The sequence below is a fragment of the Aquitalea aquatica genome, from assembly GCF_013911085.1.
Taxonomy (GTDB): Bacteria; Pseudomonadota; Gammaproteobacteria; order Burkholderiales; family Chromobacteriaceae; genus Aquitalea; species Aquitalea aquatica.
Map to the genome: position 1 here is coordinate 16,022 of NZ_JACERN010000032.1, position 22,360 is coordinate 38,381.

Sequence of the window (22,360 nt, forward strand, 5' to 3'; positions counted from 1 at the left end):
TTGGGCATGGGATGGCCTTTCAGGCAGCGTGCAGGATGAAAATGGCCGGGCGCTTGTGAAAATCCGGCGCAGCTTGCGGCCAGTCCTTCACCAGGCGGCTGACGATGGTTTCCGTCGGCAGGGTCAGGTCGCAGGCCACTGCCAGCCGGGTGGTGGGGGCCAGTGTCTCGCGCAACTGTTGTAGCAGGGCATTGTTGCGGTAAGGCGTTTCGATGAATACCTGGGTTTCATTGCGCTGGCGCGAGCGTTGCTCCAGCTCCTTTACCAGCTTGGCCTTTTCTGCAGCATCCACCGGCAGATAGCCATGAAAGGCAAAGCACTGGCCATTGGCTCCCGAAGCCATCAGAGCCAGCAGAATGGACGAGGGGCCGATCAGCGGCACCACGCGGATGCCGCGTTCATGCGCCAGTGCTACCAGTTGCGCACCGGGATCGGCCACCGCCGGACAGCCCGCTTCGGAGATCAGGCCCACGTCTTCACCCGCCAGCAGGGGTGTGAGCAGGGCGGCTACATCGCCGGGTTTGGTGTGTTCATTCAGCGTACTCATCGCCAGCTCGCGAATCGGCGTGCTGACGCCCAGCGCTTTCAGGTGCTTGCGGGCAGTCTTCTCTGCCTCTACCACAAAGTGGCGGATATGCAGCACTTTGGCTGCCTCGGCTGCCGGCAGCCAGGCGATGCTTTCATCGCCCAGCGGGGCGGGAATCAGAAACAGGCTTCCACTCATTACAGTATCTCCACGCCTTCGGCATTCAGCATGCTGATCAGGTCGAACAGCGGCACGCCGATCAGGGCATTGGGGTCGTCCGATTCCACTTTTTGCAACAGTGCGCCGCCCAGGCCTTCGCTCTTGGCGCTCCCGGCGCAATGCAGGGCATCCGGTTCGCGCGTCAGATAGTTGCGTATTTGCTGTTCGGTGAGCTGGCGCAAGGTAACGCGGGTAATGCCCACCGTTTCCTGCAGCCGACCATTGGCGCTGTTGTAAAGCGCCAGTGCCGAGTGAAACACCACGGTGCGGCCGCTCATCCATTGCAGCATGGCCACGCCCTTTTCAAAGGAGCCAGGCTTGCCGATCTGCTGGCCGTCGAGCAAGGCTACCTGATCGGAGCCGATGATCAAGGCCGCAGGGTAGCGGGTGGCCAGCGACTGGGCCTTGCTGCGCGCCAGGCGTACCGCGGTGTCCAGTGCGGTTTCGCCAGGCAGGGGCGTTTCGTCACAAATGGGAGCGACTGCCTCAAAGGGGAGGCCCAGCCGGCTGATGATTTCCTGACGATAACGGGAGGTGGAAGCCAGTATGATCTGCATGATGGTATTGCTTGATTATTTTGACAAATCAGGGGGGCAGATTATATCATGCTGGGTTTATGTCTAACCCGATTTTGATCGACCCGCTCAAGTTCGCCCGTGAGGGCCGCGAAATGACCGGCAAAATGCCCGTCAGCGCACTTGACGAGCGTGTGCACAGCGACCTGTCCGATACCTCCGGTACGGTGGAATACACCGTGGAAGGTTTTCGTGATGGTTCGTCCCGTTTGTCCCTTCGCCTCCGGGTGAATGCAGACGTAATGGTAAGCTGCCAGCGTTGTCTGGAAGCCATGCCTTACCAGGTAGCCACCGATGTGGTGGTGACCCTGTTCACCCGGCAGGAAAAGCTGGATGAAGCAGTGGAATTGGACGAAACGCTGGACGCCATTCTCGCCCTGGAAGAGCTTGATGTGGTGGCAATGATCGAAGACGAAATCATCATGGGCTTGCCGCACTCGACGAAACACGACGAATGCGGTTCGGAAGCTCTGACGCGTGCCAAGGCTGACAAGCCCAATCCGTTTGCGGTGCTGGCCACGTTGAAGATCTCCAAGTCTTGAATTATCAATACACGCGATTTTCCTAGGAGTCGAACATGGCTGTTCAACAGAACAAAAAGTCCCCGTCCAAGCGCGGCATGCATCGTGCACACGATTTTCTGACCGCTCCGTCGCTGGCTAGCGAGCCGACGACCGGTGAAACCCACCTGCGTCACCACATCAGCCCGAACGGCTTCTACCGTGGTCGCAAGGTCGTTAAGACCAAAGGCGAATAATTCGTCCTTTTTCACCCAATACTTACCTTCATAAAAACAGGTAGGTTTCACTACCGTAAACGTTGATGACTATCACCGTCGCGGTTGATGCAATGGGCGGTGACGTTGGCCTCAAGGTCACCGTCCCAGCATCGATCCAATTCCTGCAAGACCATCCCAACGCCAATCTGATTCTTGTCGGAGACCAGGCAGCCATCGAGGCTGAATTGTCCCGCCATCAGGGTGTTGCGCGTTCGCGCGTCCATATCCGCCATGCCACGCAAGTGGTCGGCATGGACGAGTCGCCGCAACTGGCCCTGAAAAACAAGAAAGATTCGTCGATGCGGGTGGCGATCAATCTGGTCAAGGAAGGCGAAGCGCAAGCTGCCGTGTCTGCCGGTAATACCGGCGCGCTGATGGCGACCGCACGCTTTGTCCTCAAGACCATCCCGGGCATCGAACGACCGGCCATCGCCAAGATGATGCCGTCAGTCAAGGGCAGCACCTGCATGCTGGACCTGGGCGCCAACGTCGATTGCACCTCAGAACAACTCCTGCAGTTCGGCATCATGGGTTCGGAGCTGGTATCCAGCATTACCGGCAATGCCAACCCGCGTGTCGGGCTGCTCAATATCGGTTCGGAAGACATCAAGGGTAACGACAGCGTCAAGCGCGCCGGCGAATACCTGCGCCAGTCCGAGCTGAACTTCATCGGCAATGTCGAAGGCAACGACGTCTACAAAGGCACGGTAGATGTGGTAGTCTGCGACGGTTTTACCGGCAATGTGGCGCTCAAATCAGCCGAGGGGCTGGCGCACATGATTGCCTACTTCCTGCGGCAGGAATTCACTCGTAACTGGTGGACCCGCCTGTGTGCGCTGGCTGCCATGCCGGTGCTCAAGCATTTCCGCAACCGCGTCGATCCGCGTCGCTACAATGGTGCCAGCCTGCTGGGCCTGCGCGGCATCGTGGTGAAAAGCCATGGCGGAACCGATGCCGTAGGATTCCGTTTCGCGCTGGAACAGGCTTGCGAGGAAGCCGGCTCCGACGTGATTGGTCATATTACCGACCGGGTTGCCCACCAATTAAACAACCTCAAGCAGCCCGAGTCGGAAGCGAACTGATTAATACATGGCCCATTCCCGCATTCTAGGCACTGGCAGTTATCTGCCATCCAATGTGCTCACGAATGCGATGCTGGCCGAGCGCGTGGAAACCAGTGACGAATGGATTGTTTCGCGCACTGGCATTCACGCCCGCCACATCGTGTCCGATGAAGAAACCACCAGTGATCTGGCCCTGAAAGCCGCCGAGGCGGCAATCCAGAGCGCTGGCATCGACAAGGACGAGATCGATCTGATCATCGTCGCCACCACTACGCCTGACATGATTTTCCCCAGCACCGCCTGCTTGTTGCAGGAAAAGCTGGGTATTCACGGTTGTGCTGCCTTCGACGTGCAGGCGGTGTGTGCCGGTTTCATGTTTGCCCTCACTACCGCGCACAACTACATCAAGGGCGGCATGGCCAGCAAAGTGCTGGTGGTCGGTGCCGAAGTGATGTCGCGCGTAATGGACTGGGAAGACCGCCGTACCTGCGTGCTGTTTGGCGACGGTGCGGGCGCGGTCGTGCTGGGCGCGTCGGACGAGCCGGGCATCTTGCATGCCAAGCTGGCTTCCGATGGCCGCTACAAGGACATCCTCAATACCCCGGCGCAGATTTCCGGCGGCAAGATCCAGGGTATTCCCTTCTTGCACATGGACGGCCCGGCGGTATTCAAGTTTGCGGTCAAGGCCTTGTCCGACATCGCTGCCACCACCCTGGCCGAGGCTGGCGTGGACAAGGCGCAAGTCGACTGGCTGGTGCCGCATCAGGCCAATCTGCGCATTATCGAATCCACGGCCAAACACTTGGGCATGTCGATGGAGCGCGTGATCGTGACATTACCGCAACAGGGCAATACCTCGGCTGCCTCCATTCCGCTGGCGCTGGATCACGCTGTGCGTGATGGCCGCATCCAGCGTGGCCAGACCATTCTGCTAGAAGGGATTGGCGGTGGCTTTGCCTGGGGTGCCGTGCTGCTGAAGTACTGATTCTTCGCGACGGAAGGCCGGTCACGGCCATGTGCTACCTCGCATGCGATAACGCCCATTTACATGGGCGTTTGATCTGAGTGCTTGGCAGAATGGTCTGGTTTGTCGCATCCTTCCGTCGATTATTATTCCGTCGTATTTGCGGAGACTGTCTATGGCGTTTGCCTTTCTCTTTCCCGGTCAGGGCTCGCAAAGCCTGAAAATGATGGATGGCTTTGCCGACCTGCCGGTCGTCAAGCACACCTTCGAAGAAGCCTCCACCGCGCTGGGCGTGGACCTGTGGGCCATGTTGCAGGCGGATTCCGCCGAGGCCATCAATGCCACCATCAATACCCAGCCCATCATGCTGGCTGCCGGTGTGGCCACGTATCTGGCCTGGCAGGAAGTAGGCGGCCAGCAACCTGCTGTTGTTGCCGGCCACAGCCTGGGTGAATACACCGCGCTGGTGGCTGCCGGCGCGCTGCCGTTTGCCGAAGCCGTCAAGCTGGTGCGCCTGCGCGCCGAAGCCATGCAGAACGCCGTACCGGCCGGGCAGGGGGCCATGGCGGCCATCCTCAACCTGTCTGATGACGAAGTGCGCGCTGCGTGCGCCGAAGCGGCCAATGGCGAGGTAGTGGAAGCGGTCAATTACAATTCGCCGGGCCAGGTCGTGATTGCCGGCTCCAAGGCGGCCGTCGAGCGCGCCATGGAAGCCTGCAAGGCCCGTGGTGCCAAGCGTGCGCTGCCGCTGCCGGTGTCAGTGCCTTCGCACTGTGCGCTGATGAAGCCGGCTGGCATGCAGTTGGCCGAAGCCCTGCTGCAAGTACACATCAATCCCCCGGCCATTCCGGTGCTGCATAATGCCGACGTAGTCAGCTACAGCGATGCTGCCGACATCCGTGATGCGCTGGTACGCCAGCTGTACAGCCCGGTGCGCTGGACCGAAACCATCCAGAAGCTGGCTGGCGACGGCATCGTCACCATGGCCGAGTGTGGCCCGGGCAAGGTGCTGGCTGGTCTGGCCAAGCGCATTGACGGCAACGTCAAGTGCCTGGCGCTGACCGACGCTGCTGCGCTGGAAACGGCCAAGGCCGAACTGCAATGATATCCGTGGCGGGTCGCCAGCCGGCCCGCCACGTGCTGACGCCCATAACAAGGAGACATCCGAAATGAGTCTGCAAGGCAAAGTAGCCCTGGTAACCGGCGCTTCGCGCGGCATTGGCGCAGCCATTGCCGATGCGCTGCAAGCCGAGGGTGCCATTGTCATTGGTACTGCTACCTCGGAAGCCGGTGCTGCTGCCATCAACGAACGCCTGGCGGCTGCCGGTGGTGCCGGTCGCGTGCTGAACGTGACCGAAGACGGTGCCATCGAAGCGCTGGTGGATGCCATCGACAAGGAATTCGGCGGCGTGGCCATTCTGGTCAACAACGCTGGTATCACCCGCGATGGCCTGTTGATGCGCATGAAGGACGACGACTGGGATGCCATCATGGACACCAACCTCAAATCGGTGTTCAAGGCATCCAAGGCCGTGCTGCGCGGCATGATGAAGGCCCGCTGGGGCCGCATCATCAATATCGCCTCGGTGGTGGGTGCTACCGGCAATGCAGGTCAGACTAACTATGCGGCAGCCAAAGCCGGTATCATGGGCTTCACCAAGTCCATGGCACGCGAAGTTGGCAGCCGTAATATCACGGTCAACTGCGTGGCACCGGGCTTTATCGATACCGACATGACCCGCGCGCTGCCAGAAGCGCAGCGCGAGGCGCTGGTGGGGCAAATTGCCCTGGGCCGTCTGGGCGATGCCAAGGATATTGCCGATGCAACATCCTTCCTGGCATCCGACCGCGCAGCCTATATCACCGGTCAGACACTGCATGTAAATGGTGGCATGTTCATGCCCTGAACTAGCTTGTCGAACAAAAGACAAGATTTAGGTGGGCTGCTCTAATTTTTTTTTGTAGAATACACGGGTTTTGTTATCCCGAATCAGAAAGGTCAAGGGTTTAGACAAATGGAAAACATCGAAGCGCGCGTTAAAAAGATCGTTGCCGAACAACTGGGCGTAAACGAAGCTGAAGTCAAGATCGAATCGTCCTTCGTTGATGATCTGGGCGCTGACTCCCTCGACACCGTTGAGCTGGTAATGGCTCTGGAAGAAGAGTTCGAGTGCGAAATCCCGGACGAAGAAGCTGAAAAGATCACCACTGTTCAGCAAGCCGTGGATTACGTTACCGCCCACCTGAACAAGTAATATTTTCAGGCCTGTACAGGACCTCTGCGCGGTGCGGCCTTGGCTCGCCAGCAGAGGTTCTTTTGTTATAGAGGATTCCAAACGCTCGTTTGATTGTAATAATGATCAAACAGCAGTTGTGGGATCATCGGGAGACTGCCTCCCACCTCTCACGGAGATTCTTCGTGTCCAAACGCAGAGTTGTAGTAACCGGTCTGGGGCATATTTCCCCGGTCGGCAATGATGTCGCCACCGGCTGGGCCAATCTGTTGGCCGGCAAGAGCGGCATCGGCAAAGTAACCCGTTTTGATGCCAGCGAGCTCAACTGCCAGATCGCCGGCGAAGTCAAAGACTTCGATATCAGCGCGTATATCTCGCCCAAGGAAGCCCGTCGCTCCGACCTGTTCATCCACTACGGCATTGCAGCAGCGCTGCAAGCGGTAGCTGATGCGGGCCTGGACGATGTTGCTGATCTGGACAAGACCCGCGTTGGCGTCAACATCGGTTCTGGTATTGGCGGCTTGCCGCTGATCGAGGACACCGGTGTAGCGGTACAGCAGGGCGGTGCCCGCAAGATCGGCCCCTTCTTCATTCCGGGTTCGCTGATCAACCTGATCGCCGGCCACGTATCCATCCTGAAGGGCTATCAAGGCCCGTCGTATGGCATCGTGTCTGCCTGCACTACCGGTGCGCATTGCATCGGTGATGCAGCGCGGATGATCCAGTATGGCGACGCCGACGTGATGGTTGCCGGTGGTGCCGAAGGTGCCATCTCCAAGCTGGGCATGGGCGGCTTTGCTGCCATGAAGGCGCTGTCCACGCGCAATGACGATCCGGAAACCGCGTCCCGTCCGTGGGACAAGGGCCGTGACGGCTTTGTCATGGGCGAAGGTGCTGGCGTGCTGGTGCTGGAAGAGTACGAGCACGCGGTCAAGCGCGGCGCCCGTATTTATGCCGAGCTGATCGGCTTCGGCATGAGCTCCGATGCTCACCACATTACCGCTCCGAGTGCGGAAGGCCCGGCCCGCGGCGTGCAAAATGCACTGCGCGACGCCCGGATCAATCCGGATCAGGTGCAATATGTGAATGCGCACGGTACTTCCACCCCGCTGGGGGATGCCAATGAAACCAATGCGCTGAAGATTGCCTTTGGTGATTACGCCAAAAAGCTGGTGGTGAATTCGACCAAGTCGATGACCGGCCACTTGCTGGGCGGCGCTGGCGGAGTGGAAGCCATTTACTCCATCCTGGCTGTTTACAACCAGGTGTCGCCACCCACCATCAACCTGCACGAGCAGGATGTGGAATCCGGTTGCGATCTGGACTACGTGGCCAATACCGCGCGTGACATGAAGATTGATATCGCCATTTCCAACTCGTTTGGCTTTGGTGGTACCAACGGCACGCTGGTATTCAAACGCATGTAATGCCTGGCGCGCCGTGCCGCATACTGCGGTGCAGCGCGCAAATGGATTGACAGCCCGAACCGCTGCGATACACTCGCGGCGGTTTTCTTATTTGTGCGGCGTCTTCGTGCCGCCTTTCCGGATCTGGCATGTTCACCGAACGACTCGACTTCCTGCCCGACCTGCTGGCCCTGCATGCCGCGCGTCGCGCTGACTTCCCTTACCTCTTGATGTCCTCCGGCGAGCAGGGCTGGGACATGCTGTTTGCCGCCCAGAGCACCACGCTGTACCACGCCGGAGAGGGCGAGGCTTTTGTCGAGGCCCTGCGTCAGTTTCAGCCGCAAGTGGTGGACAATCCGCACCATCTGCCCTTTGTTGGCGGGCATTTCCTCTATCTGGGCTACGACTTGCTGTCGCAGTTTGAAAGCCGGGTAGCGGAGGCGCTGCCGGACAGTTTCCCGCTCGCTGCCATGGCCAGGGTACCGGCAGCCATTCTGATCAACCGTCGTGAACAAAGCGCGTGGATCGTGGCGGAAAGCGCCGACGACTGGCAGCGGCTGAGCGAGCTGGTTCGCAGCATCCCTGCCTTTGTACCGCAAGCGGTCAGCCTGCAGGCGCTGGAGGAAGATCCGCCGCACTGGTATACCGACGCGGTAGTGCGGCTGAAAAACTACATTTACGAAGGCGATGTGTTCCAGGTGAACATCTCGCGTGGCTGGCGCGCCGAGCTGGGGACGGAAGTGCAGGCTCCAGACCTGTTTGCCGCCCTGCGCCGTGCCAACCCGGCACCGTTTTCCGCGCTGGCCGACTTTGGCAGTGCGCAGATTGTCAGCTCCTCGCCGGAGCGGCTGCTGCGGATACGCGATGGCTGGGCCGACACCCGGCCGATCGCCGGCACCCATCCACGCTCGCCCGACCCCGCCGAAGATGCCGCGCTCAAGCAGCGGCTGATTTCCAGCGTCAAGGAACGGGCCGAGCATGTGATGCTGATCGATCTGGAGCGCAACGATCTGGGGCGTATCAGCCAGCCTGGCACGGTGGAAGTGAACGAGCTGATGGCGGTGGAAAGCTATGCCTATGTTCATCACATCGAATCCAATATCCGTGGCTGTCTGCGTGACGATGTTTCGCCACTGGACACCATCCGCGCCCTGTTTCCCGGCGGCACCATCACCGGCTGCCCCAAAGTGCGCACCATGCAGATCATCCGCGAGCTGGAAAACAGCGCACGCCGCGCCTATACCGGCAGCCTGGGCTATCTCAACCGCGATGGCAGCATGGACCTGAACATCCTGATCCGCACCTTCATGCAGGAAGGGCAGCAGCTGCGCTTCCGTGCCGGTGGCGGCATCGTGGCCGACTCCGACCCGCAACGTGAACTGCAGGAAACCCGCCACAAGGCGCGTGGCTTGCTGCGTGCGCTGGGCGTGGAGCAAGCCTGATGGCCATGCTGATCAACGGCCAGCCTGGCGAGCAGATTTCCGCGCTGGATCGTGGCCTGGCTTATGGTGACGGCATCTATCGCACCATCGAAATCCGTCAGGGCAAGCCCCGGCTGTGGGCCTGGCAATATCAGCGGCTGCTGGCCGACGCGGCCCGGCTGAAACTGCCGCTGCTGGATGAAGCCTTGCTGCTGGCGGAAATCGTCCAACTGGCTGCTGGAGTGGAGCAGGGCGTGGCCAAGATCCTGCTCACCCGGGGTGTGGGGGCGCGTGGCTATGCCATGCCGGCAGACAGCCAGCCTACCCGCCTGGTGTCGGTTACGCCGTGGGCCGGCTATCCGCAGGGGCGTGCCCGTGACGGGGTGAATGTGCGCTGGTGCGACACCCGCCTGTCCTGTCAGCCCTTGCTGGCCGGTATCAAGCACCTTAACCGGCTGGAAAACGTGCTGGCCCGTTCCGAATGGAGCGACCCGGACATCCATGAAGGGCTGATGCTGGACCAGCGCGGTTTGCTGATCGAAGCCACCATGAGCAATGTCTATCTGGTGGAAGGGCAGCGCATCGTCACACCCCGACTGGACCAGAACGGCGTACAGGGCATGCTGCGCGACTGGCTGTTTGCCCATGTGCCGCAGCTGGGCTATCAGTTGGACGAGGCGGATATCGCCCCGGCCCGGCTGTGGCAAGCCGAGCAGGTATTTCTTTCCAATAGCCTGATCGGCCTATGGCCGGTGGCCAGGATTGCAGGGCAGGCTTTGCCGGCTGGGCATCCATGCTGCCAGCAACTGCAAGCCTTGCTGGTGCTGCAGGCTTGACACCCACGAGCAGAATCTCCGCTCGGCGCTTTATCTGCTTGCCGTAAACCTTGTACGGTCTGCGAGGTATTGTTGGCAGCGTTCAGCCGGCTGGTGCTGTTTAGATCATTTTTGCATAAAGTCTTCTTATTAAATTATTTCTGGCGCTAAATGGCCGTCGCTATAGTGGCAGCCACGATGAGGGGGAGCCGTTTCCCCTCCAGCAATAATGGCAGTCCACGGACTGTCCAAGGAGAAACAGCATGGTGGCAGCCAGCCTGCTGGAACAGCAAGCCCTTGCCCAGCCTGCGCAACTGGCACCGATTGAGCGTGATCTGGCGCATATCAATCAGTTGTTGAACGCACACCAGTTCGAACAGCAGGCGCTCAGCCTGCAAGCTGGCCGGGTACGTGGCCGTCACGAAGAATGGCGTTTCCGCTCGGTGTATCAGCCGATTTATGCACTGGAAGCCAATGGCGGAACCCGTTTGTGGTCGGTAGAGGCACTGGCGCGGGTGACCGACAGCTTTGGCGGCCAGCTGATTCCTACCGTACTGTTTGCCGCGGAAACGTCGCCACGCCGTTCGGTCTTTCTCGACCGCCAGTTGCGCTGTCTGCACCTGCTCAATTTCCTGCTGCAACACCCACCGGCTGATCTGGTGCTGTCACTGAATGTGAATGCCCAGCATCTGGTCAATGTCAGCGAAACCCATGGCCAGTTTTTTGCCGAGGTGCTGCAATACTTGCAGATTCCGGCCAGCCAGATCTGTCTGGAAGTGGTGGAAGACGCGGTGAGCGATCCCATGCGCTTGTACGAGGCGGTACAGCGTTACCGCAGCCTGGGTTTCAAGATCGCACTGGATGATTTTGGCCAGGGCGCATCCAATCTGGAGCGGGTATGGCTGCTGGAGCCGGATTACGTCAAGCTGGACAAGGTACTGATGCGTCACGCGCTGATGCGCCCGGGGGTGCGCGACAAGCTGGCCCGGCTGGTGGACATCCTGCATCTGCACGGAGCGAAAGTGGTGGGTGAGGGCATCGAAAGCGCCATGCAGCTGGATATCGCCCGCGCTGCCGGCTGTGACTTCGTGCAGGGTTTTCATCTGGCCCGTCCTGCTGAACAGCTCAATTTGCCGGTCTAGCCGCGCTGCCGTCTGTGCTACCTGATCACTCCAGCGGCTGAAAGTATTCCAGGTGCCGTGGCGGCATCTGTTCCGTACCGACAAAACAGTCCAGCGCCTGCTGCATCCTCTGGCGAAACTGCGCCACATCCTCCACTCCCAGATACACCTCCATCCAGGTCTGTAGCGGCACATCAGCCGGCTCATCGGCACGGCGCAGCAAGCTGGCGCGGATGCCATCGACTGCCAGTGCGGCCTGCATCTGGCGCAGCGCCGGCAATAGCTGGCGACCGCTGGCCGGTTCAATCTTGAAATAGACATACACGGTGCAGGACATGGCCGGCTCCTTTGATGGTTTGCGGGCTTGGCGCGGGCGCAAAATCGCTTATCATAGCTCTTTCGCCCGCCGCAGATGAGGCAGGGCCAGATGGTAACAGGGCAGGAAAGGGGAGTCAGGTGCAGCAGGGTATTACCACCTTGGTGGTGGTCGGGGTCGGGCTGATCGGTGGATCATTTGCGCTGTCGCTGAAACGGGCGGGCAAGGTGCAGCATGTGATCGGCGTAGGCCGGACGCTGGACAACCTGACCCGCGCGCTGGAGCTGGGCGTGGTGGATGAAATCAGCCAGGATCTGGCCGCAGTGGCCAGCCGTGCCGACATGGTCTTGCTGGCCTGCCCGGTGGGGCAGATGGGCCGCATGATGCAGGCCATGGCTCCGCATTTGCAGCCGCATGCCATCGTCAGTGATGCCGGCAGTACCAAGGGCGATGTGGCCGAGCTGTTCCGCACCCATTTGCCGGCGCATCTGGCCGGCTGCGTGCCGGCCCATCCCATTGCCGGCTCCGAGCTTTCCGGCGCGGCTGCTGCCCAGTACGGCCTGTATGAAAAACGCAAGGTGGTGCTCACCCCCTTGCCGGAAACCAGCATCGGCGCTTGCGATACGGTGGCCGCGTTGTGGCAGGCCTGTGGTGCGGTGATCCATCGCATGAGTCCGACCGAACACGACAGCGTATTTGCCACGGTCAGCCATCTGCCGCACCTGCTGGCCTTTGCCTATGTCGGCATGGTGGCCGGCAAGCCGGATGCCGAACGCTGCTTCGATTTCGCCGCCACCGGTTTCCGTGATTTCACCCGTATTGCCGGTAGTCACCCGGAAATGTGGAAAGACATTACCCTGGCCAACCGCTCGGCCTTGCTGGACGAGCTGGAACGCTACCGCCTGGCGCTGGCGGCCCTGACCGCGCAGGTCGCCGGCAGCGACGAGGCTGGTCTCGCCAGCACATTCGACACCGCCCGCACCGCCCGCGTGGGCTGGTACCAGCGCTTTCTGCGCGAAGGACAAACCTGACATGAGCCAGACCCTGCTGATTACCGGTGCTTCCCGTGGTATTGGTGCGGCTACCGCCGTGCTAGCGGCCAGTGCCGGCTGGCAGGTGGCGGTGAATTACCGGCAGGATGAGGCGGCCGCGCAGCAAGTGGTGGCGGCCATCCGCGCCCAGGGCGGCGAAGCGCAGGCGTTTCAGGCCGATGTGTCGGACGAGGCGCAGATCATCCAGCTGTTTGCCGCCGTTGCTACCCGCTTTGGCCGCATCGATGGCCTGGTCAACAATGCCGGAGCCACCGCGCCCATGGGGCGGCTGGACAGCTTCAGTGCCGAACGCATCCAGCATATGCTGCAGCTGAACGTGGCGGGGCCGATGCTGTGCTGCCGCGAGGCGGTGCGCCGCATGTCCACCCGTCATGGCGGGCGTGGCGGCATCATTGTCAATGTTTCTTCCGCCGCCTCCCGTTTGGGGAGTGCCGGCGAATATGTCGATTACGCTGCCAGCAAGGGGGCCATCGACACGCTCACGCTGGGCCTGGCACGCGAAGTGGCCAGCGAGGGCATCCGCGTCAATGCCGTGCGCCCCGGCCTGATCGAAACCGGCATCCACGCCCTCAGCGGCGAGCCGGGCCGGGTGGAGCGGCTGGCACCGGCTGTGCCCATGCAGCGTGGTGGCCAGCCGCAGGAAGTGGCCGCGGCCATTGTCTGGCTGCTGTCCGATGCCGCCAGCTTCTGCACCGGCAGCATTCTGGATGTGTCCGGCGGACGTTGAGCCAGTAGCTAAAGCTAAGGAGGTCGCCATGCAAGTCAAACGCAGCCAACTGCAGCAGGCCGTGGAGCAGGGTTTGCTGGAGCCGCAGCAGCTAGAGCCATTGTGGCGCTTTTTATCGGCGCAGAATCAGCATGTTCCGCGCTTTCAGGCTAGCCATGTGTTGTATTACCTGGGGGGCCTGATTGCCCTGGCCGCCATGAGTCTGTTCATTACCCTGGGCTGGGAGCGCTTTGGCGGCTGGGGCCTGGCCGGTATCGCCCTGGCCTATGGCAGCGGCAGCTTGTGGCTTGGACGCCTGCTGTTAGGGCGGCAGCTGGCATTGCCTGCCGGTATTCTGCTGGCACTGGCGGTAAGCTTGACGCCGTTGGCCGTGTACGGTGTACAGCATGCGCTGGGCTGGTGGGCGGGGGATGTCCCGTATCGCGATTACCATCAGTTGATTGACTGGCGCTGGATGATGATGGAGCCAGCCACGCTGGCCTGTGGTGTGGTGTTGCTGTGGCGTTATCGGTTGCCTTTTATCATGCTGCCGGTCGCGGTGACGCTATGGTATATGAGCATGGATCTGGCCCCGTATCTGGCCGGGCTGGAGCATGCCGACTGGACCTTGTCGCGACTGGTGTCGATCTATTTTGGTTTGCTGATGCTTGGGCTGGCCTTCTGGGTAGATGTGCGCAGTGGCCGTCAACCCGATTTTGCTTTCTGGCTGTATCTGTTTGGCGGCCTTGCCTTCTGGGGTGGCCTGTCCTTGCTAGACAGTGACAGCGAGCTGGGCAAGTTTGGCTATCTTTGCGTCAACCTGCTGCTGATTGCCTGCGGCACGGCTCTGGCGCGGCGGGTGCTGGCCGTGCTGGGCGGGCTGGGTGTTGCCATGTATTTGGGGCATCTGGCCTATAGCGTGTTCCGCGACAGCCTGTTGTTTCCACTGGCGCTCAGTTTACTGGGCCTGGCCGTGGTCGCTTGCGGGGTATGGTGGCAGCGCCGCGAAGCAGCTTTGCGCCAGCGTCTGCATGCCTTGCTGCCACCACCCTTGCGTCAGTTACTGACTGATCTGGCCGACTAGCCATCATCCTTGTTCTGGGCACACCACCACACGCGGAGCCGGCATGCCGTTGAAGGCAGTCACCAGATTCTGGGTGTAGACCCCGCTGTGATAGAACCACAGCAAATCCCCTTCCTGCAGCGCATCCGGTAGCGGCATGGCTTCTGTCAGCACATCGCAGCTGTCACAGGTGGGGCCGGCCAGGATGGCCTGGGTGCCGGCGCCGGCTGTGGTGCCATTCAGCTCCAGCGGGTAGTGAAAGCCATCCATCAGCTCGTACAGTCCGCTGAACATGCCGGCATCGGCATATACCCAGCGCTTGCCATGCTTGTGCTGCACATTGATCACTTCGCAGATGAACAGGCCTGCCGGGCCACTCATGTAGCGGCCAGGTTCCACCACGACTTCACAGTCGTCAGGAAGCTGCGCCAGCCGTGGCATGAGTGCCGTGCCAATACTGGCGATGTCCGGCGCTTGCTTGTCATAAGTGATGGGAAAGCCGCCGCCCAGATTCAACAGGCGGGGACGGAAGCCTTGTTCGCCCAGCTGGGTCATCACCGGCCAGACGGTGTCGATGGCGCGCAGCCAGGCTGCCGGGGCGCGACACTGGCTGCCCACGTGAAAGTGCACGCCGCCGATGTCCACACCATGTAGCCGCGCTTGTGCCAGCAGCGCCGGCACTTCGGCAATGGCCAGGCCAAACTTGGTGCCCAGCGGGTAGTCGCTGCTGTTGTTGTCCACTTCCAGGCGCAGGTACTGGGTGGCATCCGGCGCTTCGGCGGCAATTTTCAGGGTTTCTTCCACACTGTCGCTGGCAAACCAGCGCACGCCATGCTGGTAAGCGTAGCGAATGGCACGCCTTGCCTTGATCGGATTGGAATACAGGATGCGTGCGGCATCCACGCCCAGTTGCAACAGGCTGTCCAGCTCCTGCTCCGAGGCAATCTCGAAATCGCTGCCCAGTGCCTGCAGGGTGTGCAGAATGGCCGGGTGCGGATTGGCCTTGACCGCATAGTGGATGCGGGCGCGTGGCAGGGCTTGTTGCAAGGCCAGGTATTGTTGACGTACCAGTGCCGGGTCCAGCAGCCATAGCGGGCCGGTGTACGGTGTGCTGGCCAGTGTCTGGCGGGCGGTGTGCTTCAACAACTGGTAGGCAGCTTGTGAACCGGGGTGGGCGGTCATGGGCAACTCCTGTTGACGGTGGGAAATCCGGTTTGGGTGGAGAGCAAAACTCCTGAGCCAGCGTGGAGCCTCGGTGCCTTATCGCATGTACTGTCGGTTCCGATGTGCCTTGCCCTGGCTTTGCCTGCAGGGTTTCAGTAGCTCAGGCCGGGGATGGCGTAGTCGCGCAGGCGGTAATAGAACATGCCGGCCGCCTGCAGCGGCACGCGCAGCAGCTTGCCGCCGGGAAAGTCGGGGTTGGACAGGCGCATGAACTGCTGCAGCAGGTGGCTATCCCCCAGAATGGCATTGGCCAGTACCCGGCCCGCCGCGCAGGTGGGCACCACGCCGTGGCCGGAAAAACCTTGCGCCCAGTAGACATTGTCGCGGTAGCCGAAATCCGGAGTGCGCGGTACGGTAATGTCGATATGCCCGCCCCAGGTATGGGTGATGCGATAGGGGGCCAGTTGCGGAAAAACCCGTAGCAGGTCGGCACGCATGCTGACGGTGAGATTGGCCGGGGTGCGGCCGGAATAAGTGCATTTGCCACCGAACAGCAGGCTGCGGTCGGCACTCAGGCGGAAATAGTCGAGGATGAACTGGTTGTCGGAAACCGCCATATTGCTGGGCAGCAGCTGGCTTGCCACTTCTTCGGGCAGCGGTTCGGTGGCAATCATGTAGGTGCCTACCGGCATGATCTTGCGCTCCAGTGCCGGGTCCAGCTGGTCGACATAGGCATTGGTGGCCAGTACCAGTTTGCGGCAACGTATCCGGCCCTGTGCCGTTTGCACCACGCAGCCATCGCCCTGGCTGGTGTAGGACAGGGCGCGGGTCTGTTCGAAAATGGCCACGCCTTTTTCTTCGGCGGCACGGGCCAGCCCCAGAATGTATTTGAGCGGATGAAAGTGGCCGCCTTCATGGTCGATCAGCCCGGCCACATAGCGCTCTGAGCCAACATGCTGTGGCAGGTCCTTGCGCGGGACGAACTCCAGTGCCTGGTAGTCGTAATGGCGGGCCGCATGCTCCTGCCACTCGGATAGCAGCCGGATGCGCTGCCACAGGACGGATGTCCATAGATGGCCTGTCGCCAGTTCGCAGTCGATGTGATGCTGCGCAATCTTGTGGCGGATGTCGGCGACTGCGCCGCGCAATAGTTGCCAGATTTCCTGTGCTGCCTCCAGCCCCAAGGCCGCTTCAATGGGCGGCATGTCGCAGGAAAAGCCCAGGATAAGCTGGCCGCCATTGCGTCCGCTTGCCGCCCAGCCAACCCGGCTGGCCTCGATCACCGCCACGTTGACACCGGCATCGGCCAGATTGTGTGCGGTATAGAGGCCGGTATAGCCGGCACCCACCACCAGTACGTCCACGTCCAGATCCTGCTGCAGGGGCGGGCGTTCGATTTGTTCGGCCTGGCTGGTGGCGGCATACCAGGTAGGCGGGTAATGCGCGCTGGATTCAAACATGGCATCTCCTCTGTGGCAGTGCGGTCCGGGGCTTAGTTGCTGACGGTATAAGCCCACATCACCTGGGTTTCGACGGTGCCGGGGTTGCGGTAACGGTGTGGGCGGCTGCTGTGGAAGCTGAAACTGTCGCCGGCTTGCAGCTGATGGCAGTGTTCGTCCACCCATAATTCCAGCTCACCACACAGCACCATGCCGCCCTGATCGCCACCATGAGTCAAGGTCTGCACGCCAGAGCTGGCACCGGGCGCAAACCGGCTCAGCATCAGTTGCAGCTCGCCACCAAAGCCGGGCGACAGCAGGGCATCGCTGACCCCTTCGGCGTAGTGCAGTACCGGACGATGCGCCTGGCGTACCACCAGCCCGCGCTCGTGCTGCGGTGCCTGGCTGAAAAATACGCTGTAGGGGACGGCCAGCGCGCTGGCCAGCTTGTTCAGGTCGGACACGCTGGGCTGGCTTTTGCCGCGTTCCAGCTGTGACAGAAAGCCGATGGAACGGCCGGTGGCGCTGCTTAGCTGTTGCAGCGACAGTTGGCGCAACTTGCGCAGCTGGCGGATTTGCTCGCCCAGCCAGGCGGGATCGGGCTGGCTGCTGGGCGAGAGCGGGTCGGTATGGGCGGATGTCATGCCAGCCAGCATACGGGGAGAAACGATTTTGCCGTGAAAAAATAATACTAAATTTTCACCATTGGAAAATTTGTGTTGTATTTTTTCAATTGTGCGCATGAATGCAGGCGCAGTGCCCGGCATGACACGCCAGGCAGGAATGGGGCGTAACCGTCCTGCGGGAGTGCTACATCAGGCCGCCTCAGCCGCCCGCGCGTTTTACCTGGAAGCCCAGCTTTTGCAGGGTGGCAATCACGGTAGCGACATGGTCGCCCTGGATTTCGATGATGCCATCCTTGACGGTGCCGCCGCTGCCGCAGGCGTTTTTCAGCTGCTTGCCCAGTGCTGTCAGGCCGGCACTGTCGCGCAGCACGCCCTTGACCAGGGTGACGGTCTTGCCGCCACGGCCCTTGTTCTCGCGGTTGACGCGCACGATGCCATCGCCGCTGGGCAGGGTGTCTTGCTGGCAGCGACAGGCTTCAACAGGCTGGCGGCAGTCGGGGCACATGCGGCCGTGCTCGGTGGAGTAAACCAGGCCGCCGGAGGAGGATTTCGATTTCATGATGGGTGTCGGTAAACAGGGCAGCCGGCAGTCTAGCGCCAAATGGCGGGCTAGACGATATCTGCCTGGCCCCGTGGTGGGGAGCGCGGCTGGCATGGGCATCAAGAGCTGCGAATAAAACCTCGTAGAGAACTCGGGCCAAGGCGCGCCACCGCAGACAGTACAAATAGTAGGGCAAGGCGGCGCAACGCAGCAGCGGGGGTTTTGCTAGCGGGTCTAATCAGGCTGGCGGGGTGGCAAGGCCAAAAAAAATGCCAACCCGGAGAGGGGTTGGCCCGAGAGTAAAGCCGAGAAGAAACAACGGAACAAGAGACAATCCAGCGCAAGCCGCTGGCTCGGGACAGATTGTCGCCTTGTTATGTGACAGCGGCTTGACATCTCGATGAAAAAATAGCGATGCCTAGCGGGCGTTCTCCGGCCGCATGCCATTGAAGCGCTGCAGGATCTGCTGCAGCTCGTCGCGGCTGATCTCCAGCTCCAGCATGGCGGTGAGGGTGATGAACAGGCCACCGAACATGTCGGGGGCCATGCTCACCAGTTTGGCGCGGGCTTCGGCCACGCTGAGCGGGCATTTGCTTGCTACCAGTTCGGCCACCGCCTGCAGCATGGGAGGGTGGCGGGTCAGCTGCACCAGCGAGGAGTCGGCCTTGAGCCTGGGGTAGGGAGGCTGCGCCGAAACCGCTAGCGTGGTGTGCAAGCGGATGTCGCGGCTGGATGCACCGATGCGGATTTCATACTGGCCGCTGTCCACCACCCAGGTGGCGTGGGCCGGGTCGTAATAGGCAAAATCCTCACGCTGCAGGGTGAACCGGACGTGGCGGCTTTCACCCGCAGGAATATCCACCTTGGCAAACGCCCGCAAAGCCTGCAGTGGGCGGCCCAGTGCCGAGGGCGGCGGGGCGATGTACAGCTGCACGATTTCCTTGCCGGCACGCTTGCCAACGTTATGGATATCCACGCCAAGACTCAGCGTGTCGTGTTCGTCGATTTGCTGGCTGGAGAGCTGCAGGTCGCGGTAGTCGAAGCGGCTGTAGCTCAGGCCATGGCCAAAGGGAAAGAGCGGTGTTATCTGGCGCTGGTCGTAATAGCGATAACCGACATACAGGCCCTCACCGTAATGGTGACGGCCGTTTTCACCAGGGTAATGCAGATAGGCCGGGGTTTCTTCCAGGCTGTTGGGCAGGGTGGTGGTGAGCTTGCCGCTGGGGTTGTTGTGACCGAACAGTGTGGCGGCGACGGCATGGCCCATGCCTTGGCCGGCAAAGAAGCATTCCAGTACCGCCGGTACCTGTTGCAGCCAGGGCATCAGTACCGCATCGCCATTGCACAGCACCACCACCAGTTTGGGCTGCACGGCGGCCAGCCGGCTGATCAGGCGTTCGTGACTGGGCAGCAAGCCCAGTTGCTGGCGGTCGCCATTTTCACCATCTACCCCGATAGCCGTGCTGACAAACACCACTGCTAGCTCGGCGGCTGCGGCGATGGTACAGGCCTCCTGCAGTGCGGCTTCGTTGTCGTGTTCATCATCGGGCGCACCGACGGCGTAATCGACGCGTACTGACTGGCCTGCCTGTTCCCGGATTTCATCAAGCGGGCAGTCCAGCTGCCAGGGCTGGGTGGTGGCGCAGCCCGAGCCCTGTATCACCGGCTGCAGGGCCGGTTTGCCGATGACAGCCAGCCGCTGCAACTGTTGGCCATCCAGCGGCAACAGCTCGTGTTCGTTCTTCAGCAATACCAGTGATTCGGCGGCAACCTGCCGTGCCAGGCGGTGATGGGCAGCAAAATCAGCCTCGGTGCCAGGGCGGCGGCCAGCATGCACCTTGGCTATCAGCTGCAGCATGTGCAGGCAGGCGCTGTCCAGCACCTCATCCGGAATGCGACCCTCTTCGATGGCGGCCAGCAGTTCGGCATTGTCCAGCGGGTTTTCCGGCATGGCCAGTTCATTGCCGGCCAGCAAGGAGGCCGAGCGGTCCTTGATGCCGTACCAGTCGGACATCACCAGCCCCTGATAGCCCCACTCTTCACGTAATACCTGGGTCAGCAGCCAGTGGTGTTGCGAGGTCTGCTCGCCGTTCAGCCGGTTGTAAGAGGACATCACCGTCCACGGCTTGGCCTTGGCAATGGCGCGCTGGAAACCGTACAGATAGATTTCGCGCAGCGCCCGTTCCTCGACGATGGAATCCATCTCGGTGCGCATGTATTCCGAGTTGTTGCAGGCAAAGTGCTTGAGGCTGGCTCCCACGCCTTCTTGTTGCAGGCCGTTGATCAGTGCGGCAGCCAGATCGCCGCTAAGCAGCGGATCTTCCGAGTAATATTCATAGCCACGCCCGGCCAGCGGCGTGCGGCGGATATTGATGCCCGGCCCCAAGAGCAGGCCCACGCCCATGGACTGGCATTCGATGGCCAGCGCACGGCCCATTTGTTCCACCAGCGCCACATCCCAGCTGCAGGCCAGGCTGGAGCCGTTGGGGAAGCAGGTGGCCGGGCGCGAGTGGCCAAACAGCGCTTCCGAGCCGCCCTTGCCATCGTCTGCCTGTTGGCCTGCGTCCTGCTGAATCACCGACAGGAAGTCGCTGATGTTCCAGCTTTCCTGCTGGTCGATCTGGGCAGTGCTGTAGCGCACGCCATAGGTGCCGTCGGTCATGACAAAGTCGCTGATGCCCAGCTGCGGCAGGCTGGCACTACGCCACAGGCCATGCCCGCTCAGCAGGGTTACCTTGTCTTGCGGGCTCATGCGGGCGATCAGTTCTACATGGGAGATGGTCATTTCAGGACTCCTGTGGCTGAGCAGCGGCGAGCTGCTTGCGTGCTTCGATCTGGCCCACCATGCGCAGATAGCTGTCTTCATCCAGCTGGTAGCGCAGCACGAATAGCAGTGCGAGTACGAACATAGCGGCGGGAATCAGCGTCATCATCAGGGCGATCCAGTCTTGTGCCCGCGGCGTGATATGGGCCGCGTCGTAGCCGGCATACTGCAGGATCAGTCCGGCCAGCCCGCCGGCAATGGCCATGGCTACCTTGGTGATGAAGTTGAAATAGCCGTAGATGGCACCTTCGGTGCGTACATGGTGCTTCCATTCGGCGTATTCCACGGTGTCGGCCACCATGGCGTACATGCAGACAAAGATACTGCCCATGGCGGCGCTGTATATGCAGACGCAGGCCATGATGGCCAGCCGGCTGTCACCCGCCAGCCAGTACTGGTAGGCCAGTGCCAAGGCACCGGCACCGAGGGTGAGCAGGGTCAGTTTTTTCTTGCCGAAACGGGAAATCAGCTGTTCCGAGGCAATGGTGCCAGCCACATTGGCCACGGTCTGGATGGCGAAAAAGCTGGCGGTATAGGCTTCATCGCGCAGGACATAGTTGATGTAGTAAATGGCGGCGGCCATCCACACGCTGTAGGCGATATAGGTAAACACGGTGAACATGGACAGGTGGAACAAGGGCAGGTTGCCGGTGATGGCCTGCACCATCTGGCGCAGGCTGGGCGCTTCGTCCTTGTGCTGGTGGATGCGCTCCTTGGTCATGGCAAAGCAGGCATAGAACAGTAGGGTGGCCAGCACGGCGAACAGGGCGATGGTGAGCTGGTAGCCGGTGCGCGGATCGGCAAAGCGGCGAATCAGCTGGTCGGCATACACCGACACCACAAAGTAGCCCAGGGTGGCAAACACCATGCGATAGACCGACAGCGAGGAGCGCGACATGGCGTGCTGGGTCAGCATATTGTTCATGGCCGAATAGGGGGTATTCACCGTGGTGTAGGCCAGGCAGTACACGGTGTAGCTCACCAGGGCGTAGGTAAACTTGTAGCTGGTGTCCGGGGTGCTGAAGCACAGTACGGTCAGTACACCCAGCGGCAGTGCGCCATACAAGAGATAGGGCCGCAGCTTGCCGTGGCGGCTGTGGGTCTTGTCGATGGCGTAGCCCAGCAGGATGTTGAACAGCGCGTCGATGATGCGGGCGATCAGGAAGATCAGGCTGGCTTCACCTGCGCTCAGGCCAAAGATATTGGTATAGAAAAACAGCAGGAATAGCGACACGGCACCAAACGACAGATTGGACGCCATGTCGCCCAGTCCATAAGCTACTTTTTCACGCAGGCCCAGTTTGACATCGGCGGCGGACAGGGCAGGGGCAGACATGTGATGGTTCTCCAGAGTAAGCCGGGCTTGGCGCAAGCTTGCCTGCCACGGCGGGAATGGGCTCTACCATAGCAGCGCTGCCATGCTGTGCTCTGGCCATTCCGTTCTGGAAATTTCCGTTTTTTTAAGATGCCATTTCCATGTACGGGGCAAAAAAAATGCCAACCCAC

Annotated in this window: 23 protein-coding genes; 14 read left to right on the plus strand and 9 right to left on the minus strand. The window is 61.0% G+C overall.

Annotated features, from left to right (window positions below):
• Positions 1-19: 19 nt before the first annotated feature.
• Positions 20-724: an SAM-dependent methyltransferase gene (locus tag H2Z84_RS12285; protein WP_181836234.1), complete on the minus strand. Its 705-nt coding sequence runs from the start codon at positions 722-724 to the stop codon at positions 20-22.
• Positions 724-1,302, minus strand: a complete 579-nt coding sequence (locus H2Z84_RS12290) for a Maf family protein (RefSeq protein WP_181836235.1) — start codon at positions 1,300-1,302, stop codon at positions 724-726. Before H2Z84_RS12290 ends, H2Z84_RS12285 begins: the two co-directional genes overlap by 1 nt.
• Positions 1,303-1,361: 59 nt before the next feature.
• Here H2Z84_RS12290 and H2Z84_RS12295 point away from each other — a divergent pair, with 59 nt between their 5' ends.
• From H2Z84_RS12295 to H2Z84_RS12345, 11 genes are all read left to right on the plus strand, one after another.
• Complete coding sequence (locus H2Z84_RS12295) at positions 1,362-1,862, plus strand: YceD family protein (RefSeq protein ID WP_124641959.1); 501 nt, start codon at positions 1,362-1,364, stop codon at positions 1,860-1,862.
• Positions 1,863-1,897: 35 nt separating this feature from the next.
• Positions 1,898-2,077 (plus strand): 50S ribosomal protein L32, encoded by a 180-nt coding sequence (rpmF, locus tag H2Z84_RS12300; protein ID WP_103525193.1) that lies wholly within the window; start codon positions 1,898-1,900, stop codon positions 2,075-2,077.
• Between the two features lie 65 nt (positions 2,078-2,142).
• The gene (plsX, locus tag H2Z84_RS12305; protein ID WP_181836236.1) at positions 2,143-3,180 is read left to right on the plus strand and encodes a phosphate acyltransferase PlsX; all 1,038 of its coding nucleotides are present in this window, start codon (positions 2,143-2,145) and stop codon (positions 3,178-3,180) included.
• A gap of 7 nt (positions 3,181-3,187) precedes the next feature.
• Positions 3,188-4,147 (plus strand): beta-ketoacyl-ACP synthase III, encoded by a 960-nt coding sequence (locus H2Z84_RS12310; RefSeq protein ID WP_181836237.1) that lies wholly within the window; start codon positions 3,188-3,190, stop codon positions 4,145-4,147.
• A gap of 154 nt (positions 4,148-4,301) precedes the next feature.
• On the plus strand, positions 4,302-5,231 hold the full coding sequence (gene fabD / locus H2Z84_RS12315) for an ACP S-malonyltransferase (protein ID WP_181836238.1): 930 nt from the start codon (positions 4,302-4,304) through the stop codon (positions 5,229-5,231).
• 64 nt (positions 5,232-5,295) lie between these two features.
• Positions 5,296-6,033, plus strand: coding sequence for a 3-oxoacyl-ACP reductase FabG (fabG, locus tag H2Z84_RS12320; RefSeq protein ID WP_103525189.1), 738 nt, complete (start codon positions 5,296-5,298; stop codon positions 6,031-6,033).
• Between the two features lie 108 nt (positions 6,034-6,141).
• Complete coding sequence (acpP, locus tag H2Z84_RS12325; RefSeq protein WP_019103041.1) at positions 6,142-6,381, plus strand: acyl carrier protein; 240 nt, start codon at positions 6,142-6,144, stop codon at positions 6,379-6,381.
• 164 nt (positions 6,382-6,545) lie between these two features.
• Complete coding sequence (gene fabF, locus H2Z84_RS12330; RefSeq protein ID WP_181836239.1) at positions 6,546-7,787, plus strand: beta-ketoacyl-ACP synthase II; 1,242 nt, start codon at positions 6,546-6,548, stop codon at positions 7,785-7,787.
• Between the two features lie 128 nt (positions 7,788-7,915).
• Positions 7,916-9,208, plus strand: a complete 1,293-nt coding sequence (locus tag H2Z84_RS12335) for an aminodeoxychorismate synthase component I (RefSeq protein ID WP_181836240.1) — start codon at positions 7,916-7,918, stop codon at positions 9,206-9,208.
• A complete protein-coding gene (pabC, locus tag H2Z84_RS12340; protein WP_181836241.1) occupies positions 9,208-10,023 on the plus strand; it encodes an aminodeoxychorismate lyase in 816 nt (271 codons plus the stop codon). Before H2Z84_RS12335 ends, pabC begins: the two co-directional genes overlap by 1 nt.
• 242 nt (positions 10,024-10,265) lie before the next feature.
• The gene (locus H2Z84_RS12345; protein WP_181836242.1) at positions 10,266-11,144 is read left to right on the plus strand and encodes an EAL domain-containing protein; all 879 of its coding nucleotides are present in this window, start codon (positions 10,266-10,268) and stop codon (positions 11,142-11,144) included.
• Between the two features lie 25 nt (positions 11,145-11,169).
• On the opposite strand, the gene H2Z84_RS12350 is transcribed toward H2Z84_RS12345, so the two are convergent.
• Positions 11,170-11,460, minus strand: a complete 291-nt coding sequence (locus tag H2Z84_RS12350; protein WP_181836243.1) for a DUF4936 family protein — start codon at positions 11,458-11,460, stop codon at positions 11,170-11,172.
• 119 nt (positions 11,461-11,579) lie between these two features.
• On the opposite strand from H2Z84_RS12350, the gene H2Z84_RS12355 reads away from it, so the two are divergent.
• The 3 genes from H2Z84_RS12355 to H2Z84_RS12365 are packed head-to-tail and all read left to right on the plus strand — an operon-like array spanning position 11,580 to position 14,281.
• On the plus strand, positions 11,580-12,470 hold the full coding sequence (locus H2Z84_RS12355; protein WP_309545476.1) for a prephenate dehydrogenase: 891 nt from the start codon (positions 11,580-11,582) through the stop codon (positions 12,468-12,470).
• Between the two features lies 1 nt (position 12,471).
• Positions 12,472-13,218 carry an SDR family oxidoreductase gene (locus H2Z84_RS12360; RefSeq protein ID WP_181836245.1) on the plus strand — a complete coding sequence of 249 codons (747 nt, stop codon included), beginning with the start codon at positions 12,472-12,474 and terminating at the stop codon, positions 13,216-13,218.
• Between the two features lie 28 nt (positions 13,219-13,246).
• Positions 13,247-14,281, plus strand: a complete 1,035-nt coding sequence (locus H2Z84_RS12365) for a DUF2157 domain-containing protein (protein WP_181836246.1) — start codon at positions 13,247-13,249, stop codon at positions 14,279-14,281.
• Between the two features lie 3 nt (positions 14,282-14,284).
• Here the strand turns inward: H2Z84_RS12365 and H2Z84_RS12370 are convergent, their stop codons facing one another.
• From H2Z84_RS12370 to H2Z84_RS12395, 6 genes are all read right to left on the minus strand, one after another.
• Positions 14,285-15,442: a type III PLP-dependent enzyme gene (locus tag H2Z84_RS12370; protein ID WP_181836247.1), complete on the minus strand. Its 1,158-nt coding sequence runs from the start codon at positions 15,440-15,442 to the stop codon at positions 14,285-14,287.
• Positions 15,443-15,576: 134 nt separating this feature from the next.
• The gene (locus tag H2Z84_RS12375) at positions 15,577-16,884 is read right to left on the minus strand and encodes an NAD(P)/FAD-dependent oxidoreductase (RefSeq protein ID WP_181836248.1); all 1,308 of its coding nucleotides are present in this window, start codon (positions 16,882-16,884) and stop codon (positions 15,577-15,579) included.
• A gap of 32 nt (positions 16,885-16,916) precedes the next feature.
• Complete coding sequence (locus tag H2Z84_RS12380; RefSeq protein ID WP_181836249.1) at positions 16,917-17,507, minus strand: helix-turn-helix domain-containing protein; 591 nt, start codon at positions 17,505-17,507, stop codon at positions 16,917-16,919.
• Positions 17,508-17,688: 181 nt separating this feature from the next.
• Positions 17,689-18,048, minus strand: coding sequence for a translation initiation factor Sui1 (locus H2Z84_RS12385; protein WP_181836250.1), 360 nt, complete (start codon positions 18,046-18,048; stop codon positions 17,689-17,691).
• Between the two features lie 400 nt (positions 18,049-18,448).
• Positions 18,449-20,815: a beta-glucosidase family protein gene (locus tag H2Z84_RS12390; protein WP_181836251.1), complete on the minus strand. Its 2,367-nt coding sequence runs from the start codon at positions 20,813-20,815 to the stop codon at positions 18,449-18,451.
• A 1-nt stretch (position 20,816) separates the two neighbouring features.
• Positions 20,817-22,190, minus strand: a complete 1,374-nt coding sequence (locus H2Z84_RS12395; protein ID WP_181836252.1) for an MFS transporter — start codon at positions 22,188-22,190, stop codon at positions 20,817-20,819.
• Positions 22,191-22,360: the final 170 nt, after the last annotated feature.